This window comes from Salipiger bermudensis (assembly GCF_019801965.1).
In the GTDB taxonomy this organism is placed as follows: Bacteria; Pseudomonadota; Alphaproteobacteria; order Rhodobacterales; family Rhodobacteraceae; genus Salipiger; species Salipiger bermudensis_A.
In genome coordinates this window covers 223944-247994 of the sequence record NZ_JAHVIA010000002.1, presented here as the reverse complement: position 1 = coordinate 247994, position 24051 = coordinate 223944, and the positions used below count along the sequence as shown (strand labels likewise).

Annotated in this window: 23 protein-coding genes, 1 tRNA gene and 1 pseudogene; 11 read left to right on the top strand and 14 right to left on the bottom strand. The window is 66.8% G+C overall.

The window, feature by feature from the left end:
• Positions 1-9 precede the first annotated feature (9 nt).
• Both KUV62_RS05125 and KUV62_RS05120 read right to left on the bottom strand, forming a co-directional pair.
• Complete coding sequence (locus KUV62_RS05125; protein ID WP_222602605.1) at positions 10-1524, bottom strand: FGGY-family carbohydrate kinase; 1515 nt, start codon at positions 1522-1524, stop codon at positions 10-12.
• On the bottom strand, positions 1521-3233 hold the full coding sequence (locus tag KUV62_RS05120) for a glycerol-3-phosphate dehydrogenase/oxidase (RefSeq protein WP_222602604.1): 1713 nt from the start codon (positions 3231-3233) through the stop codon (positions 1521-1523). Before KUV62_RS05120 ends, KUV62_RS05125 begins: the two co-directional genes overlap by 4 nt.
• Positions 3234-3898: 665 nt before the next feature.
• On the opposite strand from KUV62_RS05120, the pseudogene KUV62_RS22860 reads away from it, so the two are divergent.
• Positions 3899-4033 (top strand): annotated as a pseudogene (locus KUV62_RS22860) (excisionase family DNA-binding protein); the annotation flags it as partial.
• A gap of 17 nt (positions 4034-4050) precedes the next feature.
• A complete protein-coding gene (locus tag KUV62_RS05115) occupies positions 4051-5034 on the top strand; it encodes a tyrosine-type recombinase/integrase (RefSeq protein WP_222602603.1) in 984 nt (327 codons plus the stop codon).
• Between the two features lie 70 nt (positions 5035-5104).
• Here the strand turns inward: KUV62_RS05115 and KUV62_RS05110 are convergent.
• Positions 5105-5181, bottom strand: a tRNA-Pro gene (locus KUV62_RS05110).
• Between the two features lie 44 nt (positions 5182-5225).
• On the bottom strand, positions 5226-6203 hold the full coding sequence (locus KUV62_RS05105) for a DMT family transporter (RefSeq protein ID WP_222602602.1): 978 nt from the start codon (positions 6201-6203) through the stop codon (positions 5226-5228).
• A gap of 137 nt (positions 6204-6340) precedes the next feature.
• Here KUV62_RS05105 and KUV62_RS05100 point away from each other — a divergent pair, with 137 nt between their 5' ends.
• Entirely contained in the window at positions 6341-7951 is a 1611-nt protein-coding gene (locus KUV62_RS05100) for a Na/Pi cotransporter family protein (protein WP_222602601.1), read from the top strand.
• Positions 7952-8034: 83 nt separating this feature from the next.
• On the opposite strand, the gene leuB is transcribed toward KUV62_RS05100, so the two are convergent.
• The 3 genes from leuB to KUV62_RS05085 all read right to left on the bottom strand — a co-directional run bounded on the left by leuB (position 8035) and on the right by KUV62_RS05085 (position 10974).
• Complete coding sequence (gene leuB / locus KUV62_RS05095) at positions 8035-9138, bottom strand: 3-isopropylmalate dehydrogenase (protein ID WP_222602600.1); 1104 nt, start codon at positions 9136-9138, stop codon at positions 8035-8037.
• 85 nt (positions 9139-9223) lie between these two features.
• On the bottom strand, positions 9224-10129 hold the full coding sequence (locus tag KUV62_RS05090) for an endonuclease/exonuclease/phosphatase family protein (RefSeq protein ID WP_222602966.1): 906 nt from the start codon (positions 10127-10129) through the stop codon (positions 9224-9226).
• Positions 10130-10155: 26 nt separating this feature from the next.
• Positions 10156-10974 (bottom strand): hypothetical protein, encoded by an 819-nt coding sequence (locus KUV62_RS05085; protein ID WP_222602965.1) that lies wholly within the window; start codon positions 10972-10974, stop codon positions 10156-10158.
• A gap of 376 nt (positions 10975-11350) precedes the next feature.
• Here KUV62_RS05085 and KUV62_RS05080 point away from each other — a divergent pair, with 376 nt between their 5' ends.
• Both KUV62_RS05080 and KUV62_RS05075 read left to right on the top strand, forming a co-directional pair.
• On the top strand, positions 11351-12004 hold the full coding sequence (locus KUV62_RS05080) for a CoA transferase subunit A (RefSeq protein WP_222602599.1): 654 nt from the start codon (positions 11351-11353) through the stop codon (positions 12002-12004).
• A complete protein-coding gene (locus tag KUV62_RS05075) occupies positions 12004-12684 on the top strand; it encodes a 3-oxoacid CoA-transferase subunit B (RefSeq protein WP_222602598.1) in 681 nt (226 codons plus the stop codon). The genes KUV62_RS05080 and KUV62_RS05075 overlap by 1 nt, the downstream gene beginning before the upstream one ends.
• Before the next feature lie 222 nt (positions 12685-12906).
• Here the strand turns inward: KUV62_RS05075 and leuD are convergent, their stop codons facing one another.
• Entirely contained in the window at positions 12907-13512 is a 606-nt protein-coding gene (gene leuD, locus KUV62_RS05070) for a 3-isopropylmalate dehydratase small subunit (protein ID WP_222602597.1), read from the bottom strand.
• A gap of 76 nt (positions 13513-13588) precedes the next feature.
• On the opposite strand from leuD, the gene KUV62_RS05065 reads away from it, so the two are divergent.
• Positions 13589-13801 (top strand): DUF2945 domain-containing protein, encoded by a 213-nt coding sequence (locus tag KUV62_RS05065; protein ID WP_222602596.1) that lies wholly within the window; start codon positions 13589-13591, stop codon positions 13799-13801.
• Between the two features lie 45 nt (positions 13802-13846).
• Here KUV62_RS05065 and leuC read toward each other — a convergent pair whose 3' ends face one another.
• From leuC to KUV62_RS05050, 3 genes are all read right to left on the bottom strand, one after another.
• Positions 13847-15268 carry a 3-isopropylmalate dehydratase large subunit gene (gene leuC / locus KUV62_RS05060; protein WP_222602595.1) on the bottom strand — a complete coding sequence of 474 codons (1422 nt, stop codon included), beginning with the start codon at positions 15266-15268 and terminating at the stop codon, positions 13847-13849.
• Positions 15269-15534: 266 nt separating this feature from the next.
• Positions 15535-16611: an AI-2E family transporter gene (locus tag KUV62_RS05055; RefSeq protein ID WP_222602594.1), complete on the bottom strand. Its 1077-nt coding sequence runs from the start codon at positions 16609-16611 to the stop codon at positions 15535-15537.
• 144 nt (positions 16612-16755) lie between these two features.
• Complete coding sequence (locus tag KUV62_RS05050) at positions 16756-17358, bottom strand: GcrA family cell cycle regulator (protein WP_222602593.1); 603 nt, start codon at positions 17356-17358, stop codon at positions 16756-16758.
• 121 nt (positions 17359-17479) lie between these two features.
• Between KUV62_RS05050 and KUV62_RS05045 the strand changes: the two genes are divergently transcribed.
• Positions 17480-18289, top strand: a complete 810-nt coding sequence (locus KUV62_RS05045) for an ABC transporter permease (protein WP_222602592.1) — start codon at positions 17480-17482, stop codon at positions 18287-18289.
• Here KUV62_RS05045 and KUV62_RS05040 read toward each other — a convergent pair.
• A complete protein-coding gene (locus tag KUV62_RS05040) occupies positions 18210-19154 on the bottom strand; it encodes a DMT family transporter (RefSeq protein ID WP_222602591.1) in 945 nt (314 codons plus the stop codon). The two genes, KUV62_RS05045 and KUV62_RS05040, sit on opposite strands and share 80 nt — an antisense overlap.
• A gap of 796 nt (positions 19155-19950) precedes the next feature.
• Here KUV62_RS05040 and KUV62_RS05035 point away from each other — a divergent pair.
• Entirely contained in the window at positions 19951-20454 is a 504-nt protein-coding gene (locus KUV62_RS05035) for a flavin reductase family protein (protein WP_222602590.1), read from the top strand.
• 26 nt (positions 20455-20480) lie between these two features.
• On the opposite strand, the gene KUV62_RS05030 is transcribed toward KUV62_RS05035, so the two are convergent.
• Complete coding sequence (locus tag KUV62_RS05030; RefSeq protein ID WP_222602589.1) at positions 20481-20939, bottom strand: NUDIX hydrolase; 459 nt, start codon at positions 20937-20939, stop codon at positions 20481-20483.
• A gap of 242 nt (positions 20940-21181) precedes the next feature.
• Between KUV62_RS05030 and KUV62_RS05025 the strand changes: the two genes are divergently transcribed.
• Genes KUV62_RS05025 through acpS form a run of 3 tightly spaced genes read left to right on the top strand, consistent with a single transcriptional unit; the run spans position 21182 to position 22799 of the window.
• Positions 21182-21934, top strand: coding sequence for a pyridoxine 5'-phosphate synthase (locus KUV62_RS05025; RefSeq protein ID WP_222602588.1), 753 nt, complete (start codon positions 21182-21184; stop codon positions 21932-21934).
• The gene (locus KUV62_RS05020; RefSeq protein WP_222602587.1) at positions 21931-22389 is read left to right on the top strand and encodes a nucleoside deaminase; all 459 of its coding nucleotides are present in this window, start codon (positions 21931-21933) and stop codon (positions 22387-22389) included. Before KUV62_RS05025 ends, KUV62_RS05020 begins: the two co-directional genes overlap by 4 nt.
• Positions 22386-22799 (top strand): holo-ACP synthase, encoded by a 414-nt coding sequence (gene acpS / locus KUV62_RS05015; RefSeq protein WP_222602586.1) that lies wholly within the window; start codon positions 22386-22388, stop codon positions 22797-22799. Before KUV62_RS05020 ends, acpS begins: the two co-directional genes overlap by 4 nt.
• Before the next feature lie 141 nt (positions 22800-22940).
• On the opposite strand, the gene KUV62_RS05010 is transcribed toward acpS, so the two are convergent.
• Positions 22941-24011: a 5-(carboxyamino)imidazole ribonucleotide synthase gene (locus KUV62_RS05010; RefSeq protein WP_222602585.1), complete on the bottom strand. Its 1071-nt coding sequence runs from the start codon at positions 24009-24011 to the stop codon at positions 22941-22943.
• Positions 24012-24051: the final 40 nt, after the last annotated feature.

Here is a 24051-nt window from a genome sequence, read left to right as displayed (position 1 = left end):
TCTTCCTCCCTATGCGGTTTCGGTCGTCTCCTCGCGGCCGTGTCGGGCCGCCTCCTCCAGCAACGCGGCCATCCCTTCGTCGAGCCGGCAGAAACTGCGGAACCTGTCGTCGTAGACCCCGGCAAGCGCGGGGTCCGGTGTGTGGCAGCGCGCAACACCTGACATGGCGCGGCTCGCTTCACCGAGATCGGCATAGGCGCCGCAGGCCACCGCCGCGCAGATCGCGGCGCCGAGGGCCCCGACCTCCGAGGCGCGCACGGCCTCGACGGGCCGCTGGCACACATTGGCAAAGATTTGACCCCAGACCGGCGATTTCGCCGCGCCTCCGGCAAGCCGTATCCTCGGCGGAAAGGGGCGCCCGGCTAGTGCCACGGCGTGCTCGGCGTGGCGACGGGACTGGAAGGCCACGCCCTCGTAGATCGCTCTCAGCATCGAGCCAAGGTCGTCGGTCACACCCATGTCGACGAAGCCGCCGCGCCGGGGCTCGGGACCGAAGACATAGGGCAGGAACTGGCAGCGCCGGATCGCGACGGGGCTTTCGGAAACCAGCGCATTGGCCTCGTCGATCGTGATGCGCTGTCCCAAGGCGGTCTCGAGGAACCAGCCGAGGTTGGCCGCTGAACAGGGACTGCCCTCCGCGATCAGTCGCTTCCCGACGCCGCGATAGTGCATGTTCAGAATCGGAATTCCATCGCCCATGGGCGGACCGCTCTCGAGGCTGTTGATCGACCAGGTCCCTGCGATCATGGTGAGCACAGGCGCATCAACGGCCCCGGCGCCAAGGGAGCAGGCAGCTACGTCCATCATCGAGCCCGCCACGGGAGTGCCTTCGGGCAGGCCGGTCTCTTTGGCGGCAGCGGCCGAGACACGGCCGGCGATGCTGTCGCTCTCAACGATAGGAGGCAAGCGATGTTCATGTGGGGCAAGGCCGATCCGCCGAAACGCCTCGGTTGCATAGCCCCCCCGCGCGATGTCCATCATCCCGCCGCCGCTGGCCTCCGTCGGGTCCGTCAGGGCCTCACCGGTCAGCCGCAGGCGGATCAGGTCCTTGCAGGCCAGCGCCCAGCGGGTTCGCGCCATGACCTCTGGTTCGGTGCGCGCAAGTTGTGCCACCTGCATCACGGTCTGCCCGCCCCAGATACGGTTCCCGGTGATGCTTGCGATGGTCGCTCCAGCGCCCTCGGCCTCGAGCTCGTCCACCAACGGCTGCGCACGGTGGTCCACCGAGACGATGCCGGGGCGCGTGCCATGGCCGCCCTCGTCAACGAGGAAGATGCCATTCCCGAAGCCAGTGCAGCCGATGCCGGCGATCCGCCGGCCGGCGCAATCCGCCATGATCCGGCGCAGCGCCGAGACCGTGCCCTGCCAGAAGCCGGCGACGTCGCGCTCCACCCGGCCGTCGGGGTAATGCACCGTTTCCACATCCGCGGTTTCCGAGGCGAAGGAATTACCCTGCAGGTCGAAAGCAACGACCTTTACAGCCGTTCCACCGGCGTCGATGGCGATGATGAGATCCCCGCTCATGCAGCGTCCTCCCCGGAACGGGTGCGCATCCCCATCAGACGGGGATCCGCCCGGATCGCCTTCACCTCGGCCGTAATATCTGCACGCGGGCGACCGGTTTCGGCCTGAAGGATCCGAGCCAACTCGGTGAGCGTGTCGTCGCGTAGCCCCTGCCCGAAGGTCAGGCGGCTGCGCCGAAGGACGATGTCCTCGATCCGCTGCGCGCCGCGTTCGCGAATGGCCCAGACGATCTCGCCGTGACAATACTCAGGCGCACCGGTCAGAGGCGTGGCGCCTGCCCCGGTGCACGATCGTGCCGCAGCGCGCGCCATAGCGCCGTAGCGCGTCAAGAGCCGCTCGGCCAATTGCGGCGTGACGCCGGTTTCGCAAACGATATCGTCGGCAAAGCAAGGCGCTGCGCCTGGGTAGCGTCGGCCGGTCGTCGAGACCTTCCGCCTCCGGCCGAGATGTGAGAGGGCACGGTCTGCGGCCTCTTCCCCGAATGCGCGGAACGTGGTCCATTTGCCTCCGACCAGCGACAGGACCAGCGCATCGAGACCGGCAAAGATGTTCTCTTCAAGCGCATGGTCGCGTGCGGCGCTCGTCACAGAGCCGTCGCCGCGACGCAGCGGGCGGATCCCGGTTGTCATTGAAACGATCTGATCCGACGTGACCGGGATGTCCGAGAACAGCCCGTCCATGGCCTGCAGAAGGTAGTCGATTTCGCCCTCCGCGACGTATCGGTCCTCCGGATCGTCGGTCTCGACTTCGGTGGTGCCGGCGAGCACGTTGTCGCCCACGGGAAGGGTGATGATCATGCGACCGGTGCCATCGTCGAAGTAGAAGGCGTGGCCATTCATCCGCGCATGCAGTTCAGGGTTGTCGAGCACGAGGTGTGCGCCCTTCACCCCACGGAGATATCGTGTTTTTCCGCCCAGTTGCGCGTTCACCTTGTCGATCGCGGCGCCTGTGGCGTTCACCACGACCTTTGGAGCCAGCCGCCAGACCTCGCCGCTGAACCTGTCGCCAACGATGAACTGTCCGTTCTCGCGGTGCCACGTCGCGTGGTTGAGCACCGCCACGTGCGGCCCCTGCGCCATCGCCTCGGAGATCATTTCGAACATCAGGCCTTCGGGCTGGGTGATCTGGCCATCGTAATAGGTAACGACCGCACGGGTGCGCGGCGAAAGCCCCTCTGGAAAACGGTCGCGCCGCAACATCGTCTGATGAGCCGGCAGGGGATGTTCGCGACGGCCATATGCTTCGTAGAGACGCAGAGCACCCTCGAGCGCCGCAAGAGAGAGCGGGCCGCTGCGACGCGAAAGCCCCAGAAATCGCGACACTGAACCGACGAGACCCGAGACAAGGTGCTCGAGAGGCACGGTAATCTTCAGGGGCTTCACGATATGACCGGCATTGGCGATCAGGCGGTTCCGCTCGCGGGCGGATTCCGCGACAAGGCGGAACTCGCGCCCTTCTAGGTAACGCAGCCCTCCATGCGCCATCCGGCTTGAGGCGCCGCTGGCTCCACTTGCGTAATCGCCGTGGTCGAGCAGCACGCAGGACACGCCGTTGAGCGCGAGCTCGCGCAGCGTAGCGACGCCATTTACACCTCCACCCAGGATCAGCACCTCGGCATCGGCAAGCGCCCCGATCCGCGCCTTGGACACATCGCGAAGGACGCCCGGCGCCCCTGCTGCTGTCTCAGGTTTGTCTGCTTCACGTGTCATGTCGCCGAATAGAGCGAAAGGCACTTCTTTTGTAAATATGGTTTGTCAAAAGTAAAACGAAAGTAGTAGTCAGCTTCGAAGCCCTCCCTGCGGATGTGGAGGGTTTTGCAGCGGCCAGCAGACCATGCCAGCCGCAGGCAGGCCGCTTGCGTGGCGTGGATCGACGCGGCCACAGTCTCGATAGGCGCCGCGCTCAGAAGCACAAACTCTGGCCGGACATGCTTTCAGAAAAGTAGCAACGCTCAAGATTCAGCGGCTTCATCGCGCCGTTCATGACAAGAGAGTTTGGCGCGTGATAGATTCGAAAGGGCTAGCTCAGCCTGGCGTCCCCCTGCTCGAGCTCTCCAAACCTCTGAAGCTGATTACGGCTCATGTCGCCAGCGGTCGGATATCCGTGATGTCACTCCGATCTGTCGAACCCCGTCCGCGATCTTCGCAGTCTGACCGTATGGCACATCAAATTGCCGAAACCTCCAATTGCCGCACCCACAAAATGATACCGAAAGACGAATCCCGTTTGCTTGCAATCGTTGAAGCCCTCCACGATCCGCGACCCTCCAGTGGTATCGTTCAACACGATGTTCACGGATACGTGATAGCTCTCGAAGCAGTGCGGCTCGCGCACCGCTATAGTGGAGGCATCACGAGCAGAATGGAGTGCATCGATGTCGCCCCCTTTTACACCTCTCACCCTGGCTGAACGCTGGAGCTGCAGCTCCGAAACCGTTCGTCAGCTTTGTAAATCAGGCAAAATCAAGAATTTCAGGGTCGGCAGACAGTTTCGCATCCCGGCGCAGGCAGTAGAGGAATATGAGCAGTGCATGAATACCGCATCGGTCGACTTCACGATCGCTTCGTCGTCACTTGGCGAGAGGAAGATGGACGCAGGCGCAGGTATCGTCTTGAAGCACGCACCCTTGAAGCCGCGGAAGCAGAAGCACGCGACATCATCCTCGCACAGACAGCGCGAGCGAGTGAACTGACAGTGGAGGCAATCTGGAAAGCCTACAGCGAGACGGTCATAGGCCGCCCGGTTCACGAGAGCATGGAGTATACGGGACGCTCGGTCTTGCCTTGGTTCGGCGCCTTCCGCCCTGATCAGATTGCTGTTCAGGACTGCAAGGCCTACATCGCGGACCGGAGACGCGCCGGCGTGAAGGATGGAACAATCTGGACGCAGCTCGGCAAGCTGAGAACCTGCTTGAACTGGGCAGAGAAGACAGGGTTGATCGAGCGAGCGCCTTATGTCGAGCGTCCCAATAAGCCTGACCCCAAGGAAAGGTATCTGTCGCGCCAGGAGATCCAGCGACTGCTCGAGACCGAATGCGCGCCGCACATCAAGCTCGCCATTAGACTGTTGCTCTCAACCGCCGCGCGGGTGACCGCGGTTTTGGAATTGACCTGGGATCGCGTGGACTTCGAGCGTCGCCAGATCAACCTCCGGACAGGCGAAGGGCAGAGGAAGGGGCGAGCCATCGTTCCGATGACTGATAGCCTCCGTCTGGCGCTTGTGGAAGCGAAGAAGGCAGCTTTGTCTGACCATGTAGTGGAATGGGCAGGGGGCCCCGTCAACACGATCAAGAAGGGCTTCAGAACCGCAGCGTTGGAAGCAGGCTTGCCTGACGTGTCTCCGCATGTCCTGCGGCACACCGCGGCGGTCCACATGGCTGAGGCAGGTATCCCGATGGACGAGATCGCTCAGTATCTCGGACATTCCGATTCGAGGATCACTGCCTCGACATATGCTCGATACAGCCCGGAACACCTTCGCAAAGCGGCGAGGGCTCTGGAGTTCGACTAGGTGTCAGGTTCAACGAACCAAAGGGAACTGTCTCAGAAATGAAAAAGGCGCCCGAAGGCGCCTTTTTCATTGGTCGGAGTGAGAGGATTCGAACCTCCGGCCCCTGCCTCCCGAAGACAGTGCTCTACCAGGCTGAGCTACACTCCGACCGTGGCGGGCGGAATACCCCAGCCCGCCGACCTTGGCAAGGGTCATTGCGCGGTCTTTTGCACGGTTTTCTCGCGCCGCCGCATCGCCCTCAGAAGCGGCCCGATGCGCAGGCTGGTGCCGGTCTCGAAACGGGTCCGCGTACGCAGCACCGGCGTGTTCTCGGACGAGCGGCCCCGGCCCTCGCGCAGCACGATATAAACCCCCGAGCCGATGATCAGAACCGCGCCCGCCAGCGTCATCCGGTCGGGCCATTCGTCGAAGATCAGCGCGCCGTAGAGCGTGGCCCAGAGCAGCTGCGAATACTGCATCGGCGCCACGATCACCGCCTCCCCGGCGCGGTAGGCCGCGATCAGCACGAAGGAGGCGATCAGCGCCAGCACCGCCATCACGCCGACCCCGCCGAGATGCTCGATCGGCATCGGCTGGTAGACGAAGGGCAGCGCGATGGCCATCATCACGAAGTTGGTCATCATCGGGTAGAGGAGCAGCACCACCGAGCGCTCCTCGTGGCCGATCTTGCGCACCACGATCGACGACAGCGAGCCGCAGCAGGCCGCCACCAGCGCCGCCGCATGGCCCAGCGTCAGCTCTGTGGTGCCCGGGCGCAGCACCACGATCACCCCGGCAAGGCCCACCAGCACCGCGATCCAGCGGCGCAGGCGCACCTGCTCGCCGAGGATGGGAATCGCCAGCACGGTGATCAGCAGCGGCTGGGCGAAGATGATGGCGTAGGTCTGCGCCAGCGGCAGCACCGAGAAGGCATAGAAGGCGCAAAGCCCGGTGATCACCGCCGAGACGGTGCGCAGCGCCGTCCACCAAGGGTGGATCGGACGAAGGTGGCCCGGCGTCGTGTCGCGGATCAGCATGAGGCTGACCAGCGGGAAGCTGAGCAACACCGAGAAGAACACGATCTGGAACGGGCTGTAGACCGCGCCGAGCAGCTTCACCACCACGTCATGGGCGGAATAGAGCGCGAAGGAGAGCAGCGCGAAAAGCGCGCCTTTGGCATTGTGTCCCATGACGGTGATCGACTCTACGAAACGGAGATGAATCGACCCTTACACTGGTTTTGCGCCCCAACAAGAGGTCGCTGCGTCCCTGCGCCACGCTTGCGGCGGATTTGCGCGAATGCGATGATTTCGCAGGAGATCATCGCATGAGCATCGAGGTTCTGAGCCTTCTCGGCGGCATCGGGCTGTTCCTCTTCGGGATGCAGTCGATGACCGGCGCCCTGCGCGACCTCGCCAGCCGACAGATGCGCGCCATCCTCGCCCGCTTCACCACCTCGCCGCTGACCGGTGCGCTCTCTGGCGCGGCCACCACCGCGGTCATCCAGTCCTCCTCGGCGACGATGGTGACGGTGATCGGCTTTGTCGGCGCGGGGCTCCTGAGCTTCCCGCAGGCCATCGGGGTGATCTACGGCGCCAATGTCGGCACCACGATCACCGGCTGGATCGTCGCGCTGCTCGGGCTGAAGCTCTCGCTCGGCACCATCGCGCTGCCGGGGCTGCTGGTGGGCGCGCTGACCGCGACCATGGCGCGCGGGCGGCTGGCGCGGCTCGGCACGCTGCTCGCCGGGTTCAGCCTTGTCTTCATCGGGCTCGACATGATGAAGGAGGCCACCGCCGGCTTCGAGAGCTGGCTTTCGCCCGAGATCCTGCCATCCGACAGTCTTGGCGGCCGCGCCCTGCTTCTGCTGCTCGGCGCGGCGGTGACCATCGTGATCCAGTCCTCGAGCGCCGGGGTGGCGACGACGCTGGTGCTGCTCTCCTCCGGCGCCATCACGCTGGGACAGGGGGCGGCGCTGGTCATCGGCATGGACGTGGGCACCACCTTCACCGCGATTCTCGCCACCGTCGGGGGCTCGCGCGACATGCGCCGCACCGCCATCGCCCACACCGCCTACAACATCGTCACCGGCGCCGTGGCCTTCGCCCTGCTGGGGCTGATCGTGCCACTGCTCTCACGGGCCTTCGCGCCGCAGGATCCCGCCGCGCTGGTCACCTTCCACACGCTCTTCAACATCATCGGCGCGGCGGTGATGCTGCCGCTGACCGCGCCCTTCGCACGGCTGATCGAGCGCCTCGTGCCCGGGCGCGGCGCGGCGCTTACCGAATCGCTCGACCGGAGACTGCTGGGCGACGCCAACGCCGCAATGGATGGCGCCGAGACCTGCGCCAACCGCATCCTGTGCGAGATGTTCCGCGCCGGCGGGCACTATCTCCAGCCGCAGGGCGGCCCCCTGCCCTCCGGCGCGGTGATGCGGCTCGAGCCGGCGCTCGACGATCTCCATGCGTTCCTGTCGCAGATCTCGGTCGCGCCGGATGACGCGCCCGCCACCAACCGCTACGCCGCGCTCTTGCACCAGTACGATCACATGACCCGCCTCGCCCACCGGCTCACCCGCGAGGACCAGATGCGCCGCCTGCTGGTCGATGTCGGGCTGCAGCGCCCGGCGCTGGCGCTGGGAGCGGCGATGCGCCGTGCCGCGCAGCGCCCGAGCCGGATCGACGCGGCGGCGCTCGCCCGGCTGGCGCGGCTGATCGAGGGGCGCACGCAGCGGCTGAGGCGCTCGGTGCTGCTGCGCGAACATGCAGGTCTCGTCGAGGTGCGCGACCTGTTCGGCCTGACCGACGCCATGCGCTGGCTCAGCCACGCCGCCCACCACGCGGCGCGCGCGGTGCATTACGGCGAACTGGCGGCACTCGACCGCCCCGAGATGCCGGTCGCCGACCGGCTCCAGGTGGCCCCGGCCGAGCCGGACTGAGCCGCGCAGACGAAAACGGGCGGCCCTGTCCGGAGCCGCCCGCGTATGCATCAAATCCCGGCCCCTTCGGGCGCGGCACTGCCTCAGAGGCTGGCGTCGAGCGCCGCGAGGATCGCGTCGCCCATGCCCGAGGTCGAGACCGGGGTCACGCCCTCTTCGCCGAGCAAGTCGGCGGTGCGAACACCGTCGGCCAGCACGGTCTCGATCGCCTTCTCGAGACGCTCGGCCTCGGCGCCCTGGTCGAAGCTGTAGCGCAGCGCCATGGCGAAGGAGAGGATGCAGGCGATCGGGTTCGCCTTGCCCTGCCCTGCGATGTCCGGCGCCGAGCCGTGCACCGGCTCGTAGAGCGCCTTGGGGCGGCCGTTTTCCATCGGCGCACCGAGCGAGGCCGAGGGCAGCATGCCAAGCGAGCCGGTCAGCATCGCGGCGGCATCCGAGAGCAGGTCGCCGAACAGGTTGTCGGTGACGATGACGTCGAACTGCTTGGGCCAGCGGCAGAGCTGCATGGCGCCGGCATCGGCGTACATGTGGCTCAGCTCGACCTCGGGGTATTCCTTGCCGACCTCGGTCACCACCTCGCGCCAGAGGATGCCCGACTCCATGACGTTGGCCTTCTCCATCGAGCAGACCTTCTTGCCGCGGCGCATGGCCAGCTCGAAGGCCGAGCGCGCGACGCGGTCGATCTCGGACTCGGTGTAGCGCTGGGTGTTGATGCCGACGCGCTCGTTACCCTCTTCGATGATGCCGCGCGGCTCACCGAAATAGATGCCCGAGGTCAGCTCGCGCACGATCATGATGTCGAGCCCGGCGACCACGTCCTTCTTCAGCGACGAGAAATCGGCCAGCGCGTCGAAGCACTGGGCCGGGCGCAGGTTGGCGTAGAGATCCATCTCCTTGCGCAGGCGCAGCAGGCCGCGCTCGGGCTTCACCGAGAAATCGAGGACGTCGTATTTCGGGCCGCCCACGGCGCCGAGCAGGACGGCATCGACCTCCTGGGCCTTTGCCATCGTGTCATCGTGCAGGGGCGTGCCGTGCTTGTCGTAGGCCGCGCCGCCCACGAGGTCTTCGCTCACATCGAAGGCGAGGCCGCGCTTGTCGCCGTACCAGTCGATGATCCGGCGGACCTCGGCCATCACCTCGGGGCCGATGCCGTCACCCGGCAGGATGAGAAGCGAAGGGTTGCTCATGGGAATATCCTCTCCTCGGAATGTCCCGAACCCGGTAGCCGCTGGGGGCGGAATGGTCAAGAAAGGCTGGGCCCGGCGGCGCCCGTCAGGGCAGCTCCAGCGTGACCCAGACCAGCCGGTGGCGCTGGCCGTCGATGGCCGGGCGCACGCCGGCGTCGCGCACGGCGAGCCCGGCGGCGGGCAGGATGTAGCTCACCCGCATCGGCCCGGTCTGCTCCCAAGCCACCGTCGCCCGCCCCGCCAGCGGATCCTGCAGACGCGGATCGCCCAGCAGGCCGCGCATTTCCTGCCGCAGCCCCTCGCCGCGTTCGGGGTCGAGATTGGCATTGCCGATCAGCACCGGCCACTCGGGCGGCTCCCCAAGCGCGCCCTCCAGATATCGCCGCCACAGCGCCAGCTCGTCGGCATTGCGGCGGCCGTTGCGATCCTCCGGCCCGTCGAAGACCGGCGGCGTCGCGTTCCATGCCAGAAGCGTCGGTCCGCCCTCGATGCCGATGACCCAATGCGCGTCCGAGGACAGCCGCTGCAGCTCCGGCGCCGGGTCCTCGCTGCGCATCCGCGCGCCGGGCAGTTCACGCCAGAGCATGGCGGTGAAATCCGCCTCCAGCCGCAGGGGGCGCGCCGAGAGCAGCGCCATGCCCCCCTGCCCCGAGAACAGCCCGTAGCCTTGCGCATCCCTCGGCCCGCCGAGCCGCCCGTCGCCATCGAGATCGCGCCCGGTCGGCAAGCCCGCGTTGGGCCGCGGCGCGAAGCGATGCGGATAGGCCAGCCCCGCCGCCTCCAGCCGCGCCGCGAGCGCCCCCAAGGCAACGCCGTCGTGATCGAAATCAATATCCGTCAGCAGCAGCACATCCGGCGCGACGGCGGCGATCTCGGCCACCAGCCCCGTGCCCTCGCCCTTGCGCAAATCGCGCAGAAGCAACCCCGGCCCGTCGCGCGACAGGTCGGCATGCCAGGTGGCCAGCCGCAGCGGTTCGGCCAGCAGAGGCAGCGTCAGGAACAGCGATAGGAGAAGGCTCAGGCCGCCTGCAGATCCGCCTGCGCGTAGGCGCGGCGGCGCTTTTCTTCGATCAGCTCGGCAATCCGCATCAACGCGACGCCGCGCATGATCAGGCTTGCCGGCAGGAAGGCCCATGCGCTCGTGATCCAGATCAGGGTCTGGGCGTCCGCCAGCGACATCGGTTCGATCGCCTGCGCCGCCAGTTTCATCAGTGCCGGGATCAGGAATGGCAGAAGAAACCCTAATGCCACGTTAACATGGGCATCGCGCTTGAGCCGGCGCAGCACATCACCGCCGGCGGTCGGGTCGAACAGCGGCAGGTTGACCCAGAAGTTGAACGCGCCCTTTCGGATCGGCCAGTTCAGCACCCGCACGATCAGCACGAAGAGCCCCAGCGTCATCATCGACACCAGGTAGGCGATGCCCGCATGGGTGCGGATCAGGTCGACCTGCTCGAGCGACATCTCCTCGGAGGCGCTGAGCACCATCAGGCGCACCGGTGAATAGGGGAAATCGAGCACGTCGCCGACGCCGCGCCCAAGCTCGCGCAACCACTGGCTCAGCACCGACGGGTAGACCTCGCCGCGACAGATCAGCGTCAGGATCAGCACCGTCGCGAAGAGCGCCAGGAAACGCAGCCGGTTGAACGGCGGCGCATCGCGGAACTCGATGATCGAGGGATAGTCGCCAATATACTCGACGAAGGTCAGCAGCGCCCCGACCAGCGCCAGCAGCGCGATCATCTGGGTCGCGTCCGCCGTGGTCTGCGGCAACAGCAACGCCGGCATCGCCACCAGCAATGCAATAAGGACGGCGCGCGCCCCGGCTTTCACCATACGCTTGATCAATGGTCCTGCCCCTTTGGCCCGGCCGGACATGGTTCTTTGCCATGCACCTGATTTCGCCGAGCGCCGCCACGCGGACGGTATGCCTCAATATTGCCCAATTTTTGCCTACTTTCCTGAGCTGCGGCAAGGATCCATGAAGCAAAGGACTGAGATTCGGGCGGTTTCGTGTTCAGATCGGTGCGTTTTTGCATCAGACACGGTCCGATTGTGGCGCCAGCGTTCTCACCCACAAGATATGGGCATCCCTGGCCCGAAACACGGAAAAGGCGAATTCGCCAAGTGTTTGACCTACCGCAAGGTCTTGGCCCGTGGAAAGGTCTTTACCGATCCCGACAGTTGCGAGCCGAACAGGAGGAATGACACCATGCACCAGGCAATCAGCATGCAGGAGGCCGTGGAGATGATCCCCGACGGCGCCCGCGTGATGCTCTCGGGCTTCATGGGCGTGGGCACGCCGGACGGCATCGTCCGCGCCCTGGCCGAGGCCGGCAAGCGCGACCTGACGATGATCGTCAACGATGCCGCGCGGCCGCATACCGGGGTCGGCCCGCTGGTCAGCGCCGGTTGCGTGAAGAAGTTCATCGGCAGCCACATCGGGGTGAACCCGGTGGTGCAGGAGAAGATGCAGGCCGGCGAGCTCGAGGTCGAGCTGGTGCCGCAGGGCACTTTCGTCGAGCGCATCCGCGCCGCCGGCATGGGGCTTGGCGGCATCCTGACGCCGACCGGGCTCGGGACGCTGATCGCCGAGGGCAAGCAGACCGTCGAGGTCGAGGGCAAGACCTACCTGCTCGAGCCGCCGCTGCGGGCCGATTTCGCGCTGATCGCGGCGCGCAGCTGCGATTACGTGGGCAATCTCGCCTACATGCTGTCGGCGACCAACTTCAATCCGATCATGGCGCTGGCCGGCGACGTGGTGATCGCCGAGCCGGAAGAGATCGTTCCGGTGGGGGTGATTCCGCCGGATGCGGTCAAGACCCCGGGCGTGCTGGTCGACCATGTGATCAAGAGGGCTGCGTGATGCGAGATTTTCAGACCATGGACCCGAAGGAAATCATTGCCCGCCGCGTCTCGCTCGAGATCCGGCCGAAGTCGCTGGTCAATCTCGGCATCGGCATCCCGACGCTGGTCTCCGACCACCTCGACGAGAGCCTCGGCGTGTTCTTCCAGGCCGAGAACGGCGTCGTGGGCATGGGCCACCGCCCGCCCGAGGGCATGACCGACCGCCACCTCACCGATGCCGGCGGCACCTTCGTCTCGGCGGTGCCCGGCGCCTCGATCATCGACAGCGCCTTCTCCTTCGGGCTGATCCGCGGCGGCCATCTCGACCTGACCGTGCTGGGTGGGCTGCAGGTGGATGCGAAGGGCCATCTCGCCAACTGGATGATCCCGGGCAAGTTCGTCCCCGGCATGGGCGGCGCGATGGACCTCGTGACCGGTGCCAAGAAGGTCATCGTGGCGATGATCCACACCGCCAAGGGCGCCTCCAAGATCGTGCCGGAATGCACCCTGCCGGTGACCTCGCAGCGCTGCGTCGACCTGATCGTCACCGAGCTCGCGGTGATGCAGCCGCGCGCAGACGGGCTGCACCTGCTCGAGACCGGCCCGGGCGTCAGCGTCGAACAGGTGGTCGCAGCCACCGATGCAGAGCTGGTGATCGGTGACGCGGTGCCCGAGATGGACCTGTCGCGCACCGGCTGACACCCGTCGTGCCGATGGGGGCGCTGCCCCCGCCGCCTGCGGCGACTCCCCCGGGATATTTCAGGCCAGAAGAAGCAGGGGGCAGAGCGCCTCTGGCTTCTTCTGGCCAAAAATATCCCCGCCGGAGGCAGGCCGGACGGAGACGGAGGCGCGAGGCTCAAGAAAAGAGAAGAGGCGGGGACACGCGATCCCCGCCTTTCGAGTTTCGTGGTCGCGCCGGGATCAGACCCAGGGGCGGCTCTGTTCGGCCTGCGCCTCGAAGCTGTCGATCGCGCCGACCTTCTCCATGGTCAGGCCGATATCGTCGAGCCCTTCCAGCAGGCAGTGCTTCTTGAAGCTGTCGATCTCGAAGCGGAATTCCTCGCCGTCCGAGGTGGTGACCACCTGGTTCTCGAGATCCACCGTCATGCGGGCGTTGGCGCCCTTCTCGGCGTCCTTCATCAGCACGTCCACCGCCTCTTGCGGCAGCACGATCGGCAGCATGCCGTTCTTAAAGCAGTTGTTGTAGAAGATGTCGGCGAAGGAGGTGGAGATCACCGCCTTGATGCCGAAATCGGCCAGTGCCCAGGGCGCGTGCTCACGCGAGGAGCCGCAGCCGAAATTGTCGCCCGCGACGAGGATCTGGGTCTCGCGGTAGGCCGGCTTGTTGAGCACGAAATCGGGGTTTTCCGAGCCGTCATCGAGGTAGCGCATCTCGTCGAAGGCGTGCACGCCGAGGCCGGAGCGCTTGATCGTCTTCAGGAATTGCTTGGGGATGATCATGTCGGTGTCGATGTTGACCAGCGGCATCGGGGCCGCGATCCCGGTCAGTTTTTCGAATTTTTCCATCTCGGGGTCCTTTCGGAGGGCGGAACCGGCGCCGGAGGGCCGGCGTTTGCCGCCAGGATATACCAGGAGTTCAGCGATGTCTTACAGCGAAGGCAGCAAGGTCGAATGGGACTGGGGCAACGGCACCGGGACCGGCACGATCGTCAAGAAGTACACGCGCAAGACCACCCTCAAGATCAAGGGCAGCGAGGTCACGCGCGACGCCTCTGAGAACGAGCCGGCCTACCGGATCGAGCAGGAGGATGGCGACGAGGTGCTGAAGTCGGAAACCGAGCTTCGCAAGGCCTGATCGCCCTCTCTCCTTCCCCGGTCAGGGCCGGTGCCGCGCGGTGCCTCAGGCCTCGACCGGCGCCTCCATCAGGTCGCGCACATCGGTCAGGTGACCGGTGAGCGCCGCCGCCGCCGCCATCTGGGGCGACATCAGGTGGGTGCGTCCGCCCTTGCCCTGGCGGCCTTCGAAGTTGCGGTTGGACGTCGCCGCGCAGCGCTCGCCGGGGGCGAGCTGGTCGGGGTTCATCGCAAGGCACATCGAGCAGCCCGCCATGCGCCACTCGAAGCCTGCGTCTATGAAGATCTGGGCCAGGCCCTCTTCCTCGGCCTGGGCGCGCACGAGGCCGGAGCCCGGCACCACCATGGCGCGCATGCCATCCTTGATCTTCTTGCCTTTGAGGATTGCCGCCGCGGCGCGCAGATCCTCGATGCGGCCGTTGGTGCAGGAGCCGATGAACACCGTGTCGATCTTGATGTCGGTGAGCTTCTGGCCGGCCTCGAGCCCCATGTATTGCAGCGCGCGCTTGGCCGCCTCGACCTTGCCGCCGGTGAAATCCTCCGGCGCCGGCACGGTCGACGAGATTCCGAGTACGTCCTCGGGCGAGGTGCCCCAGGTGACGACCGGCTCGATGTCCTCGCCGCGGATGGTGACGACCTTGTCCCAATGCGCGTCGTCATCGGAATAGAGCGTCTTCCACCAGGCCAGCGCCGCCTCGAACTGGGCGCCCTTCGGGGCATGGGGACGGCCCTTCACATACTCGAAGGTGGTCTCGTCGGGCGCGATCAGGCCGGCGCGGGCGCCGCCCTCGATCGCCATGTTGCAGACCGTCATCCGGCCTTCCATCGACAGCGAGCGGATCGCCTCGCCGCAATACTCGATGACGTAGCCGGTGCCGCCGCCGGTGCCGGTGTGGCCGATGATCGACAGGGTGATGTCCTTGGCGGTGACGCCCGGGCGCAGCTGACCGGTGATCTCCACCTTCATGTTCTTCGACTTCGACTGGATCAGCGTCTGCGTGGCGAGCACGTGCTCGACCTCGGAGGTGCCGATGCCATGCGCCAGCGCGCCGAAGGCGCCGTGGGTCGCGGTGTGGCTGTCGCCGCAGACCACGGTCATGCCAGGCAGGGTCCAGCCCTGCTCGGGGCCGACGATGTGGACGATGCCCTGGCGGATGTCGCTGACGGGGTAGTAGTTGACCCCGAAATCCTTGGCGTTCTTGTCGAGCGCCTCGACCTGGATGCGGCTTTCCTCGTTCTCGATGCCGTTGGCACGGTCGGTCGTGGTCGGCACGTTGTGGTCGGGCACGGCGATCGTGCGCTGCGGCGCGCGCACGGTGCGGCCGGTCATGCGCAGGCCCTCGAAGGCCTGCGGCGAGGTCACCTCGTGCACGAGGTGGCGGTCGATATACAGAAGGCAGGTGCCGTCTTCGTCCTGCTGGACGACATGGGCATCCCAGATCTTGTCGTAGAGCGTCTTGCCGGACATGGGTTCCTCTCCGGAATTTGGAATAGCTGGGCTGGGCGCGAGGCATCATTGTCCCGCGCCGGGGCGGGCGATGACAGGCTTATAGCCGCGCGAGCACCGTGAAGGTGGCGCCGTAGAACCGTTCACGCAGACGCGCGCGGTCGCCAAGGTCGAGAACCCGAGTCATGTGACGCGGGATACAGGGAGTCCCGGCGCCAATCAAGAGGGCGGCGCGGGACGCCTCTGCCCGGCGCCGTCCCGGGCCTCGCCGCGATGGCCATAACCGCTCAGCGCGGGTCGGAGCAGATCAGCGCGTTTTCGTCCTCTATGCGGTTGGCCAGCAAGACCGCGAGGAAACGGGTGGCCTCGAAACTCGACAGCCCGATGACGATCACCGAGGTCATCGGGATCGCGAGGATCGCCCCCGGCACGCCCCAGAGCGAGGCCCAGAAGATCAGCGAGACGATGACCACGAAGGGGCTCAGGTTGAGCTCCTTGCCGATGATCCGCGGCTCGAGATAATTGCCGACAAAGACCTGCACCGCCACTAGCAGCGCCGTCAGCACCAACGTGGTCGAGACCGAGGCGAACTGCGCCAGCGACAGCAGCACCGGCATGGCGACGGCGATGTAGGAGCCGACGTAGGGGATGTAGTTCAGCAGGCCGATGGTGATCGCCCAGAACAGCGCGAAATCCACCCCCATCGCCCAGAGCACCGCGAAGGACAGCACCCCGACGATCAGGTTGATCAGCGTCTTGACGAACAGGTAGTCGCCGATCTTGCGGTTCATGTCGCCGATCACCGCAGAGACCCGCGCCGCCTGCGCCTCGTCGCGAAAGGCGGCCCGGATCTTGCCATGGAAGCCCTCGCGCTCCGACAGCAGGAAGGCGGCGTAGACGATGACGAGGAAGATCGACGAGCCGACGCTGGTGAAGCCGCCGAGCAGCGCCACCACCAGCCTGCGGATGTCGATCTGGTCGATGGTGACGGCGCGGATCTCGTTGAGCAGTTCCTGCGTGTCGAGGTCGAACATCGCGGCGCTGCGGTCGAGCAGCCCCTCGAGATTGGCCTCGTAGCGCGGCATCACGGAGGCGATCTCGCGCGCGGTGGAGGCCACGACGACGGCGATCACCGCCACCACCAGCGTGAAGAGCAGCAGCACCGCGAAGCGCGGCACCGCGCTTGGCAGGCGGTTCATGCCGGGCAGCCCGGCCAGCGCCCCGGAGGCGGTGACGATGATGTAGACGGTGATGACCGCCGCGAGGATCGGCAGCAGGAGGGCCTGCCCGATCATCAGCAGCCAGCCAATCGCGATGGCCAGAACGACGCCGAGCACGAGATTGAGCAGCGGCGCGTCGCGCATCGGTCAGATCTCCCGCGGCCAGACTGTCAGCTCACGGGCGGCGCGCCCGTCGAGGGCCGCGTCACGCGCGGCCCCGCGGCCTGCAGGCAGATGATCCCGGCCCGTGCTCATGGGCGTGCTGGCCTCGTTTCTGGTGAGGGTGCCTCAGCGGCGGCGGTCGCGGCGCGACGACATCGGCTGGAAGGCCACGCCCACATGCGCCTCGCAATAGGGCTTGCCCTGCTGAACCGGCAGCCCGCAGAACCAGAAATCCTCGGTCGCGGGGTCGCCCACCGGCCATTTGCAGGTGCGCTCGGTCAGCTCCATCAGGGTGAGCTTCTTGGCCTTCTTCTCGATCTCGCTGACCTTGGCCAGCGCTTCGGGACTGATCTCGTTGGCCGAGGGCTGCGGCGGCAGCGGCTGGCCGGCCGGGATGATCTGCTTTCGCGCCGGCGACACGGCCGGACGGGTCTCGGGCACGGAGACTGCCTCTTCGCGCGGCGCGGCCTCGGCCGCGGGCTCCGCCGGGGCGGGCTTGGGCTTGGGCGCCGGCTTGGCTTCCTTGACCGGCTTCGCCTCCTTGGCGGGCGCCGCGGCAGCTGCCGGGGCAGCGCCGGCGCCGGTCCGGTTCGACAGACCGAGGCGATGGACCTTGCCGATCACGGCATTTCTCGTGACACCGCCGAGCTCTTTCGCGATCTGGCTGGCGGATTGTCCCTCCGCCCACATCTTCTTCAGCAGCTCGACGCGCTCATCGGTCCAGGACATGACGTATCCTCATTGAAAAAGGCGGCCCTTGCACCGGACCGCCTGGAAATTCCGCGGGTGGCCCTATTGTAAGCATCGCATTCCGAGTTACAAGCCAAGCCCGCAGAGGAAAGGCCCCCGCATGACCGATTATCCGCACAGAGACCCCGGCGAGCGCCGCTTCGGACAGGTGAACTGGCTCGGCCTCTACACGCTCTGCAGCCGGGAGGTGATGCGCTTCGTCAATGTCTGGACCCAGACCCTGCTGGCGCCGCTGGTCACCGCAGGGCTGTTCCTGATGATCTTCACCATCGCCATCGGCCCGCGTCGCGGAGACGTGATGGGGGTGCCCTTCACCGATTTCATCGCGCCGGGGATCCTGATGATGACGGTGATCCAGAACGCCTTCGCCAACACCTCGTCCTCGATCGTGGTCTCCAAGGTGCAGGGCAATATCGTCGACACGCTGATGCCGCCGCTGGCGCCGTTCGAGCTGGTATTGGGATACCTCGCAGGCGGGGTGGCGCGCGGGCTGATCGTCGCAGTGGCGATCTCCACCGGGCTGTTCCTCACCACCGGGCTGGTGCCGCAGCATCCGCTGGTGCTGCTGGTCTTCGTGATCCTCGGCGCGGCCTTCCTGTCGGCGATGGGGATGCTGGCCGGGCTCTGGGCCAACAAGTTCGACCAGATGGCGGCAATCACCAACTTCATCGTGACGCCGCTGGCGTTCCTGTCGGGCACCTTCTACTCGGTCGAGGCGCTGCCGCCGGGACTCTACGAGATCACCCATGTGAACCCGGTCTTCTACCTGATCGACGGCGCGCGCTATGGCATGATCGGCGTCAGCGACAGCAACCCTGCCATGGGCTTCGTCATCGCTCTGGCGGCGACGGCGGCGGTGTTGCTGGCGGCATGGGGGCTGTTCCGGACGGGCTGGCGCCTGAAGGCTTGAGCCGCGCCTCGCGCCACGCAAGGAGCCCGGCGCCGGCGACGATGATGGCCGTGCCGAGCAGCGAGACCGCGTCGGGCCGCACCGAAAAGATCAGGAAATCGTAAAGCGCCGCGAAGATCAGCGTGGCGTACCAGAACGGCGAGACGAAGCTCGCATCGGCGCGCCGGATGGCCTGGATGAAGCAGGTCTGCGCCGAGGCCATGAGCGCCCCCACGCCGGCCAAAGCCGCCCATTGCGCCGGGGTCGGCATCTGCCACACCGCCACTGCCGCGGCGCTGGCGATGCAGGCGCCGATCAGGTTGTTTATCAGCAGGATCTGAAACGCCCCCTCGCGCCCCGAGAGACGCTTGATCACCACCAGCTCCGCCCCGAGGCAGAGCGCCGCCCCGAGGGCCAAGAGTGCCGCCGGCTGGAACGCCTCGGGCGTCGGGCGCAGCAGGATCATCGCGCCGATGAGCGCGATCACCGCCGCCGCGATCCGCACCCGCCCGACCTTCTCGCCGAGGAACGGGATTGCCAGCAGCATCCCCACCACCGGGTTCAGGAAGCTGATCGCGGTGGCGTCCGAGAGCGGAATGAAGGCGGCGGCGGCGAACATGAAGCTGACCCCGCCCCAGCCGAACAGCACCCGGAGCGTATGCACCGGCAGCGCCGGGCGGGTCATCTTCGGCCGCAGGATCAGCGCCGCGGTGGAGAACACCAGAAGCGCAAACACGAACCGCCCCTGGCTGACCTGCAACGGGTGCAGCGCCGGGCCGAGCGTGTCGGTGCCGAGCATCTTGGCCAGCAGCGTGGTACCGGCGACGAAGCCGGAGGCGAGCAGCGTCAGCGCCGCGGCGAGGGGCGGGTTCGGTCGAACATCCATGCCGGCCCGTGTGCGCCTTCGCCCCGGCTTTGGCAAGCGGCGGCACGCCGGCCACGGCTGGGCAGAGGTGGCCGTGAGGCGCGCCCAGAAAAGAAAAAAGCGGGAACGCCGTCAGACGACGCTCCCGCCAGTTGGACCCCGGGACGCAGGCGGCGCATCCACCGGGGCGGCAATTCGGTCCGCGAAGGCCGCATCGCGCAGCAAACCGGGCGCGTCCCCGCGGGGACGGCGCCAGTTCAGGCGAGACGACAAGCGGGATGTGGCCGTGGCTGGCCTGTCACGATCTCCCGGGCTGACAGGGTGCGCGCCCTGCGGCTTCGGCGCACCTCTTCCGGGCCGCACCCAAGCGGGCACGGGGCACGACATATATCGCGTTCATGACAACACTGCTCCACTCGTGGTCGCCGGTTTTTTATCGCGTGGCGACCTTTATTTTCCGGTACTGAGTTACCGCAGACCGGCCAAGGCCACCAGAGCCTATCGCCCCGCCAACGGCCTCGGAGAGCTCGCGGCGCGAGGGCTGTTGTCGAAAATCAACACCTGCCACCGGCCCCGCGCCTGCGACGGAATCACTCGGCAAGCGGCGAAAAGCAAAGGCAGAAAGGGCTCCCGCGCCTTGACATCGGCTCTCCGAGACCAAGGTTTCGCGGGAGGGGATGTGCAGTGACAAACAGTTTCGTTGCTTGCCCTGCCCTGCCGGACCGCGCATTACCGATGCGTGACGACAAGAGCACAGAGGCGACACGAGGAGAGACCGCGTGCGAGACGCAACGGCGACACGGCAAGAGGGCACGGCATGAGCCAGATCCCGCAGAGTTTCGATCCCGCCGGAGCCGATTCCCGCGCCTTCCGCAACGCGCTGGGGCAGTTCGTGACCGGGGTCACCGTGGTCACCTGCGCCACCAATGACGGTCCGATCGGCATCACCGCCAACAGCTTCGCCAGCGTCTCGCTCGATCCGCCGCTGGTGCTGTGGTCGCCGGCGAAGGACTCGCAGCGCTACCCGTTCTTCATGGCCACCGAGCGCTTCGCCATCCATGTGCTGCGCCGCGATCAGGCCGCGATCTGCCGCGGCTTCGCCCGCTCGGCCGACGCGTTCGACACGGCAGACTGGATCGAGAGCCCGGAGGGCGTGCCGCTGATCGAGGGCTGCCTCGCGCGGTTCGAATGCAGCACCGAGGCGCAGCATGATGCGGGCGATCATTCCATCGTGGTGGGGCGGGTCTTGCGGGTGACGACACATCCGGGCGAGCCGCTGATCTTCTCGGCCGGGGCCTTCGGCGCCTTCACCCCCGACTGAGGCTGCCTGTTCCGGACGGACCGGGCCTAGCAGGCCTTGAGCAGCTGCCGGATCACCGGCTGTTTCTTGGGCTTGTCGGTGAGCGACATCAGCATCTCGGCAAGCTCGGGCTCCTGCACCCGCTTGGCGGCGGCTTTCGGGCTGAACCAGTGCCGCGTGCGCTCGTCGCGCTCCTTCCAGCGGCGCTTCAGCTTCTCGACGATCATCGGGTAGACATCGACGCGGCAGCGCAGGCTGGTGCCATCGTCGAGCCCCTTGTCGTAGTGGAAGCTGCCGATGATCTCCTTGCCGATATGACCGACCGCCCCGGCCTCCTCCAGCGCCTCGATCTCGGCCGCGGCCCAGGGCTTCTTGCCGTCCATCAGCCAGCCCTTCGGCATCACCCAGCGTCCGGTATCCCGTGACGTCACCATGAGAACCTGGAGATTGCCCTTCTTGTCCCAATGCATTGGGAGGGCGCCGATCTGCTCGCCTGTTTCGGTCATGCGACTCCGCTATTCTGCTTTAAAGTGTTTTACTGAAATACAGCCCCTTGGTAGATAAACTATGACGGTTTCATGATATGGCGACGTTTATTTCGCCGCAGGGCCCCTGCCGGGCATCAATCGCACGAAAATGTTTCCCGCAGCCCGCACCGGAATAGCCCTGATCCCCGGAAATCGGTTTCCCCCGCGTCGCGGAAGCGGCTAGTGTCCGCGCGTCGAATACTGCCTCGCGAGGAAGCGAAATGACCGAATATGCCGGACGCCTGCGGCTGGGCGTCAACATCGACCACGTCGCCACCGTGCGCAACGCGCGCGGCAGCGCCTATCCCTGCCCGCTGCGCGCCGCCAAGCTCGCGGAGGAGGCCGGCGCCGACGGCATCACGGCCCACCTGCGCGAGGATCGCCGGCACATCTCGGATGCCGATATCGACGGGCTGATGGAGACGCTGTCGCTGCCGCTCAACCTCGAGATGGCGGCCACCGAGGAGATGCAGGCCATCGCGCTGCGCCACAAGCCGCACGCGGTCTGCATCGTACCCGAGAAGCGCGAGGAGCGCACCACCGAGGGCGGGCTCGAGGTCGCCAAGGACGAGAACCGTCTGGCGCATTTCATCGAGCCGCTGCGCGCGGCGGGCTGCCGGGTGTCGCTGTTCATCGGCGCCGACAAGCCCCAAGTCGAGGCGGCGGCGCGGATCGGCGCGGCGGTGGTCGAGCTGCACACCGGCGCCTACTGCGATTACCATGCCGAGGGCAAGCTGGCGGAGCGCGATGCCGAGCTCGAGCGCCTGCGCGAGATGACCGCCTTCGCCCATTCGCTGGGGCTCGAGGTCCATGCCGGCCACGGGCTGACCTACGAGACGGTGCAGCCGATCGCCGCCTTCCCGGAGCTGATCGAGCTCAACATCGGGCATTTCCTGATCGGCGAAGCGCTGTTCCGCGGCCTCGCTCCGGCCATCGAGGAGATGCGCCGCCTGATGGACGACGCCCGCGCATGACGCCGACGCAGCCCGAGCGCGACACGCTCGACGCGGTGATCGAGGCCGCGCTCGCGCGCTTCACCCCGGGCGAGGGCCCGGTGTTCACCGCCGCGGTGCTGCGCGGCGACGAGGTTCTGGCGCTCACGGCCAACGAGGTCTCGGCGCGCTGCGATGCCTCGCGCCATGCGGAGATCACAGCCATCGAGGCCGCCAGCCGCAAGCTGGGGCAGACCAAGCTCGACGGCTGCACGCTGATCGCCTCGATGCAGCCCTGCGAAATGTGCCTCGCGGCGATGCGCTGGGCCGGGATCGACCGGCTGGTCTTTGCCATGACGCAGGAGCTGGCACCGGATTTCTTCCAGTTCCCAGGCCTCACCATCGACGATTACGCCCGCGCCTGTGATCACGCCTTCACGTGGCATGGCGGGCTCGGCGCGGAACGGCTCGACGCGGTCTACCGGGGCGCGGCATGATCCTCGGCATCGGCACCGATCTCGCCAATATCGAGCGGATCGAGCGCACCCTGGAGCGCTTCGGCGACCGCTTCCGCAACCGCGTCTTCACCGAGACCGAGCAGACGAAGGCCGAGCGGCGCAAGGATACCGCCGGCACCTATGCCAAGCGCTGGGCCGCCAAGGAGGCCTGCTCCAAGGCGCTCGGCACCGGGCTGCGCATGGGCATCGCGTGGAAGGACATGGCGGTCACCAACCTGCGCACCGGGCAGCCGGTGATGGAGGTGACGGGCTGGGCGAAGGAACGTCTCGACAGCATGACCCCGCCGGGCCACGAGGCAATCATCCACGTCACCCTGACCGACGATCACCCTTGGGCGCAGGCCTTCGTGGTGATCGAGGCGCGCCCGCTGGAAGCCGGCGCAGACTAAGGTCAGCGGCGCCGCGCGATCCAGCCGGGGCTGCAATAGAATAAAAGCCTTGTAACTGTCGCTCGCGCTGATCTGGCGCGCCGCGCAGGCCTCGCTGCGAGCCACCCGGAACACCGCTGCGCGCCCCGGGCGAAGGGGGTCTCAGCCCCGGATGATGCGGTTGACGTGGCCCATCTTCCGGCCAGCCTTCACGGCCTCCTTGCCGTAGAGGTGGATCGCGGTGTCGCGCTCGGTGGCCAGCTCGGGCAGCTTGTCGAGATCGTAGCCGATCAGGTTCTCCATCTGCACGTCGGCAAAGCGGCTGCCGTCGCCCAGCGGCCAGTTGGCCACGGCGCGGATATGCTGCTCGAACTGGTCGATGGTGCAGCCGTTCTGGGTCCAGTGGCCGGAATTGTGCACCCGCGGCGCGATCTCGTTCACCAGCAGTCCCTGCGGCGTCACGAAGAGCTCGACGCCCATCACGCCCACGTAGTTCAGCGCGTTGAGGATTTTGGCCGCCAGCAGCACCGCGTCGGTGCGCTGCGCCTGCGACAGCCGCGCCGGGACGGTGGTGGTGCGCAGGATGCCCTCGCTGTGGATGTTCTCGCCCGGATCGAAGCAGGCCACCGAGCCGTCGGCGCTGCGCGCCGCGATCACCGAGACCTCGCAGGAGAACTCGACGAAGCCCTCGAGGATGGCCGGCGCGCCGCGCATCTCCTCAAGCGCCGCCGCCGCGTCCTCCGGCGTGTTGATCCGCGCCTGGCCCTTGCCGTCATAGCCGAAGCGGCGGGTTTTGAGGATCGACGGTGCGCCGATGACCTCGAGCGCCTGCGCAAGGCTCTCGGCATCGGTGATGTCGGCAAACGGCGCGGTCTTGAGGCCGAGATCGGTGAGGAAGGTCTTTTCCGTCAGCCGGTCCTGGCTCACCCGCAGCGCCTCGCGACCCGGGCGGATCGGGCGCAGCGCCTGCAGCGTGTCGAGCGCCGCGGTGGGGATGTTCTCGAACTCGTAGGTGATGACATCGACCGAAGCGGCGAACGCCTCGAGCGCCGCGGTGTCCTCGTAAGGCGCGGTGGTGACCGCGTCGGCCACGTGGCCGGCGGGCGGGGCCTCGCCGGGCTCGTAGATATGGCAACGCAGGCCGAGGCGGCTGGCCGCGACCGAGAGCATGCGGCCCAGCTGTCCGCCGCCGAGAATGCCGATGGTGGCGCCCTGTCGAAGTGGTTCGGTCATGTCAGCCTCCGGAATCGTGGTCTCGGGCCGCTTCTTGCGC

Coding starts and splice junctions, on each gene's coding strand:
- KUV62_RS05125 (WP_222602605.1), bottom strand. CDS start 1,524: ATGAGCGGGGATCTCATCATCGCCATCGACGCCGGTGGAACGGCTGTA.
- KUV62_RS05120 (WP_222602604.1), bottom strand. CDS start 3,233: ATGACACGTGAAGCAGACAAACCTGAGACAGCAGCAGGGGCGCCGGGC.
- KUV62_RS05105 (WP_222602602.1), bottom strand. CDS start 6,203: ATGGGACACAATGCCAAAGGCGCGCTTTTCGCGCTGCTCTCCTTCGCG.
- KUV62_RS05100 (WP_222602601.1), top strand. CDS start 6,341: ATGAGCATCGAGGTTCTGAGCCTTCTCGGCGGCATCGGGCTGTTCCTC.
- leuB (WP_222602600.1), bottom strand. CDS start 9,138: ATGAGCAACCCTTCGCTTCTCATCCTGCCGGGTGACGGCATCGGCCCC.
- KUV62_RS05085 (WP_222602965.1), bottom strand. CDS start 10,974: ATGGTGAAAGCCGGGGCGCGCGCCGTCCTTATTGCATTGCTGGTGGCG.
- KUV62_RS05080 (WP_222602599.1), top strand. CDS start 11,351: ATGCACCAGGCAATCAGCATGCAGGAGGCCGTGGAGATGATCCCCGAC.
- KUV62_RS05075 (WP_222602598.1), top strand. CDS start 12,004: ATGCGAGATTTTCAGACCATGGACCCGAAGGAAATCATTGCCCGCCGC.
- leuD (WP_222602597.1), bottom strand. CDS start 13,512: ATGGAAAAATTCGAAAAACTGACCGGGATCGCGGCCCCGATGCCGCTG.
- KUV62_RS05065 (WP_222602596.1), top strand. CDS start 13,589: ATGTCTTACAGCGAAGGCAGCAAGGTCGAATGGGACTGGGGCAACGGC.
- leuC (WP_222602595.1), bottom strand. CDS start 15,268: ATGTCCGGCAAGACGCTCTACGACAAGATCTGGGATGCCCATGTCGTC.
- KUV62_RS05055 (WP_222602594.1), bottom strand. CDS start 16,611: ATGCGCGACGCGCCGCTGCTCAATCTCGTGCTCGGCGTCGTTCTGGCC.
- KUV62_RS05050 (WP_222602593.1), bottom strand. CDS start 17,358: ATGTCCTGGACCGATGAGCGCGTCGAGCTGCTGAAGAAGATGTGGGCG.
- KUV62_RS05045 (WP_222602592.1), top strand. CDS start 17,480: ATGACCGATTATCCGCACAGAGACCCCGGCGAGCGCCGCTTCGGACAG.
- KUV62_RS05040 (WP_222602591.1), bottom strand. CDS start 19,154: ATGGATGTTCGACCGAACCCGCCCCTCGCCGCGGCGCTGACGCTGCTC.
- KUV62_RS05035 (WP_222602590.1), top strand. CDS start 19,951: ATGAGCCAGATCCCGCAGAGTTTCGATCCCGCCGGAGCCGATTCCCGC.
- KUV62_RS05030 (WP_222602589.1), bottom strand. CDS start 20,939: ATGACCGAAACAGGCGAGCAGATCGGCGCCCTCCCAATGCATTGGGAC.
- KUV62_RS05025 (WP_222602588.1), top strand. CDS start 21,182: ATGACCGAATATGCCGGACGCCTGCGGCTGGGCGTCAACATCGACCAC.
- KUV62_RS05020 (WP_222602587.1), top strand. CDS start 21,931: ATGACGCCGACGCAGCCCGAGCGCGACACGCTCGACGCGGTGATCGAG.
- acpS (WP_222602586.1), top strand. CDS start 22,386: ATGATCCTCGGCATCGGCACCGATCTCGCCAATATCGAGCGGATCGAG.
- KUV62_RS05010 (WP_222602585.1), bottom strand. CDS start 24,011: ATGACCGAACCACTTCGACAGGGCGCCACCATCGGCATTCTCGGCGGC.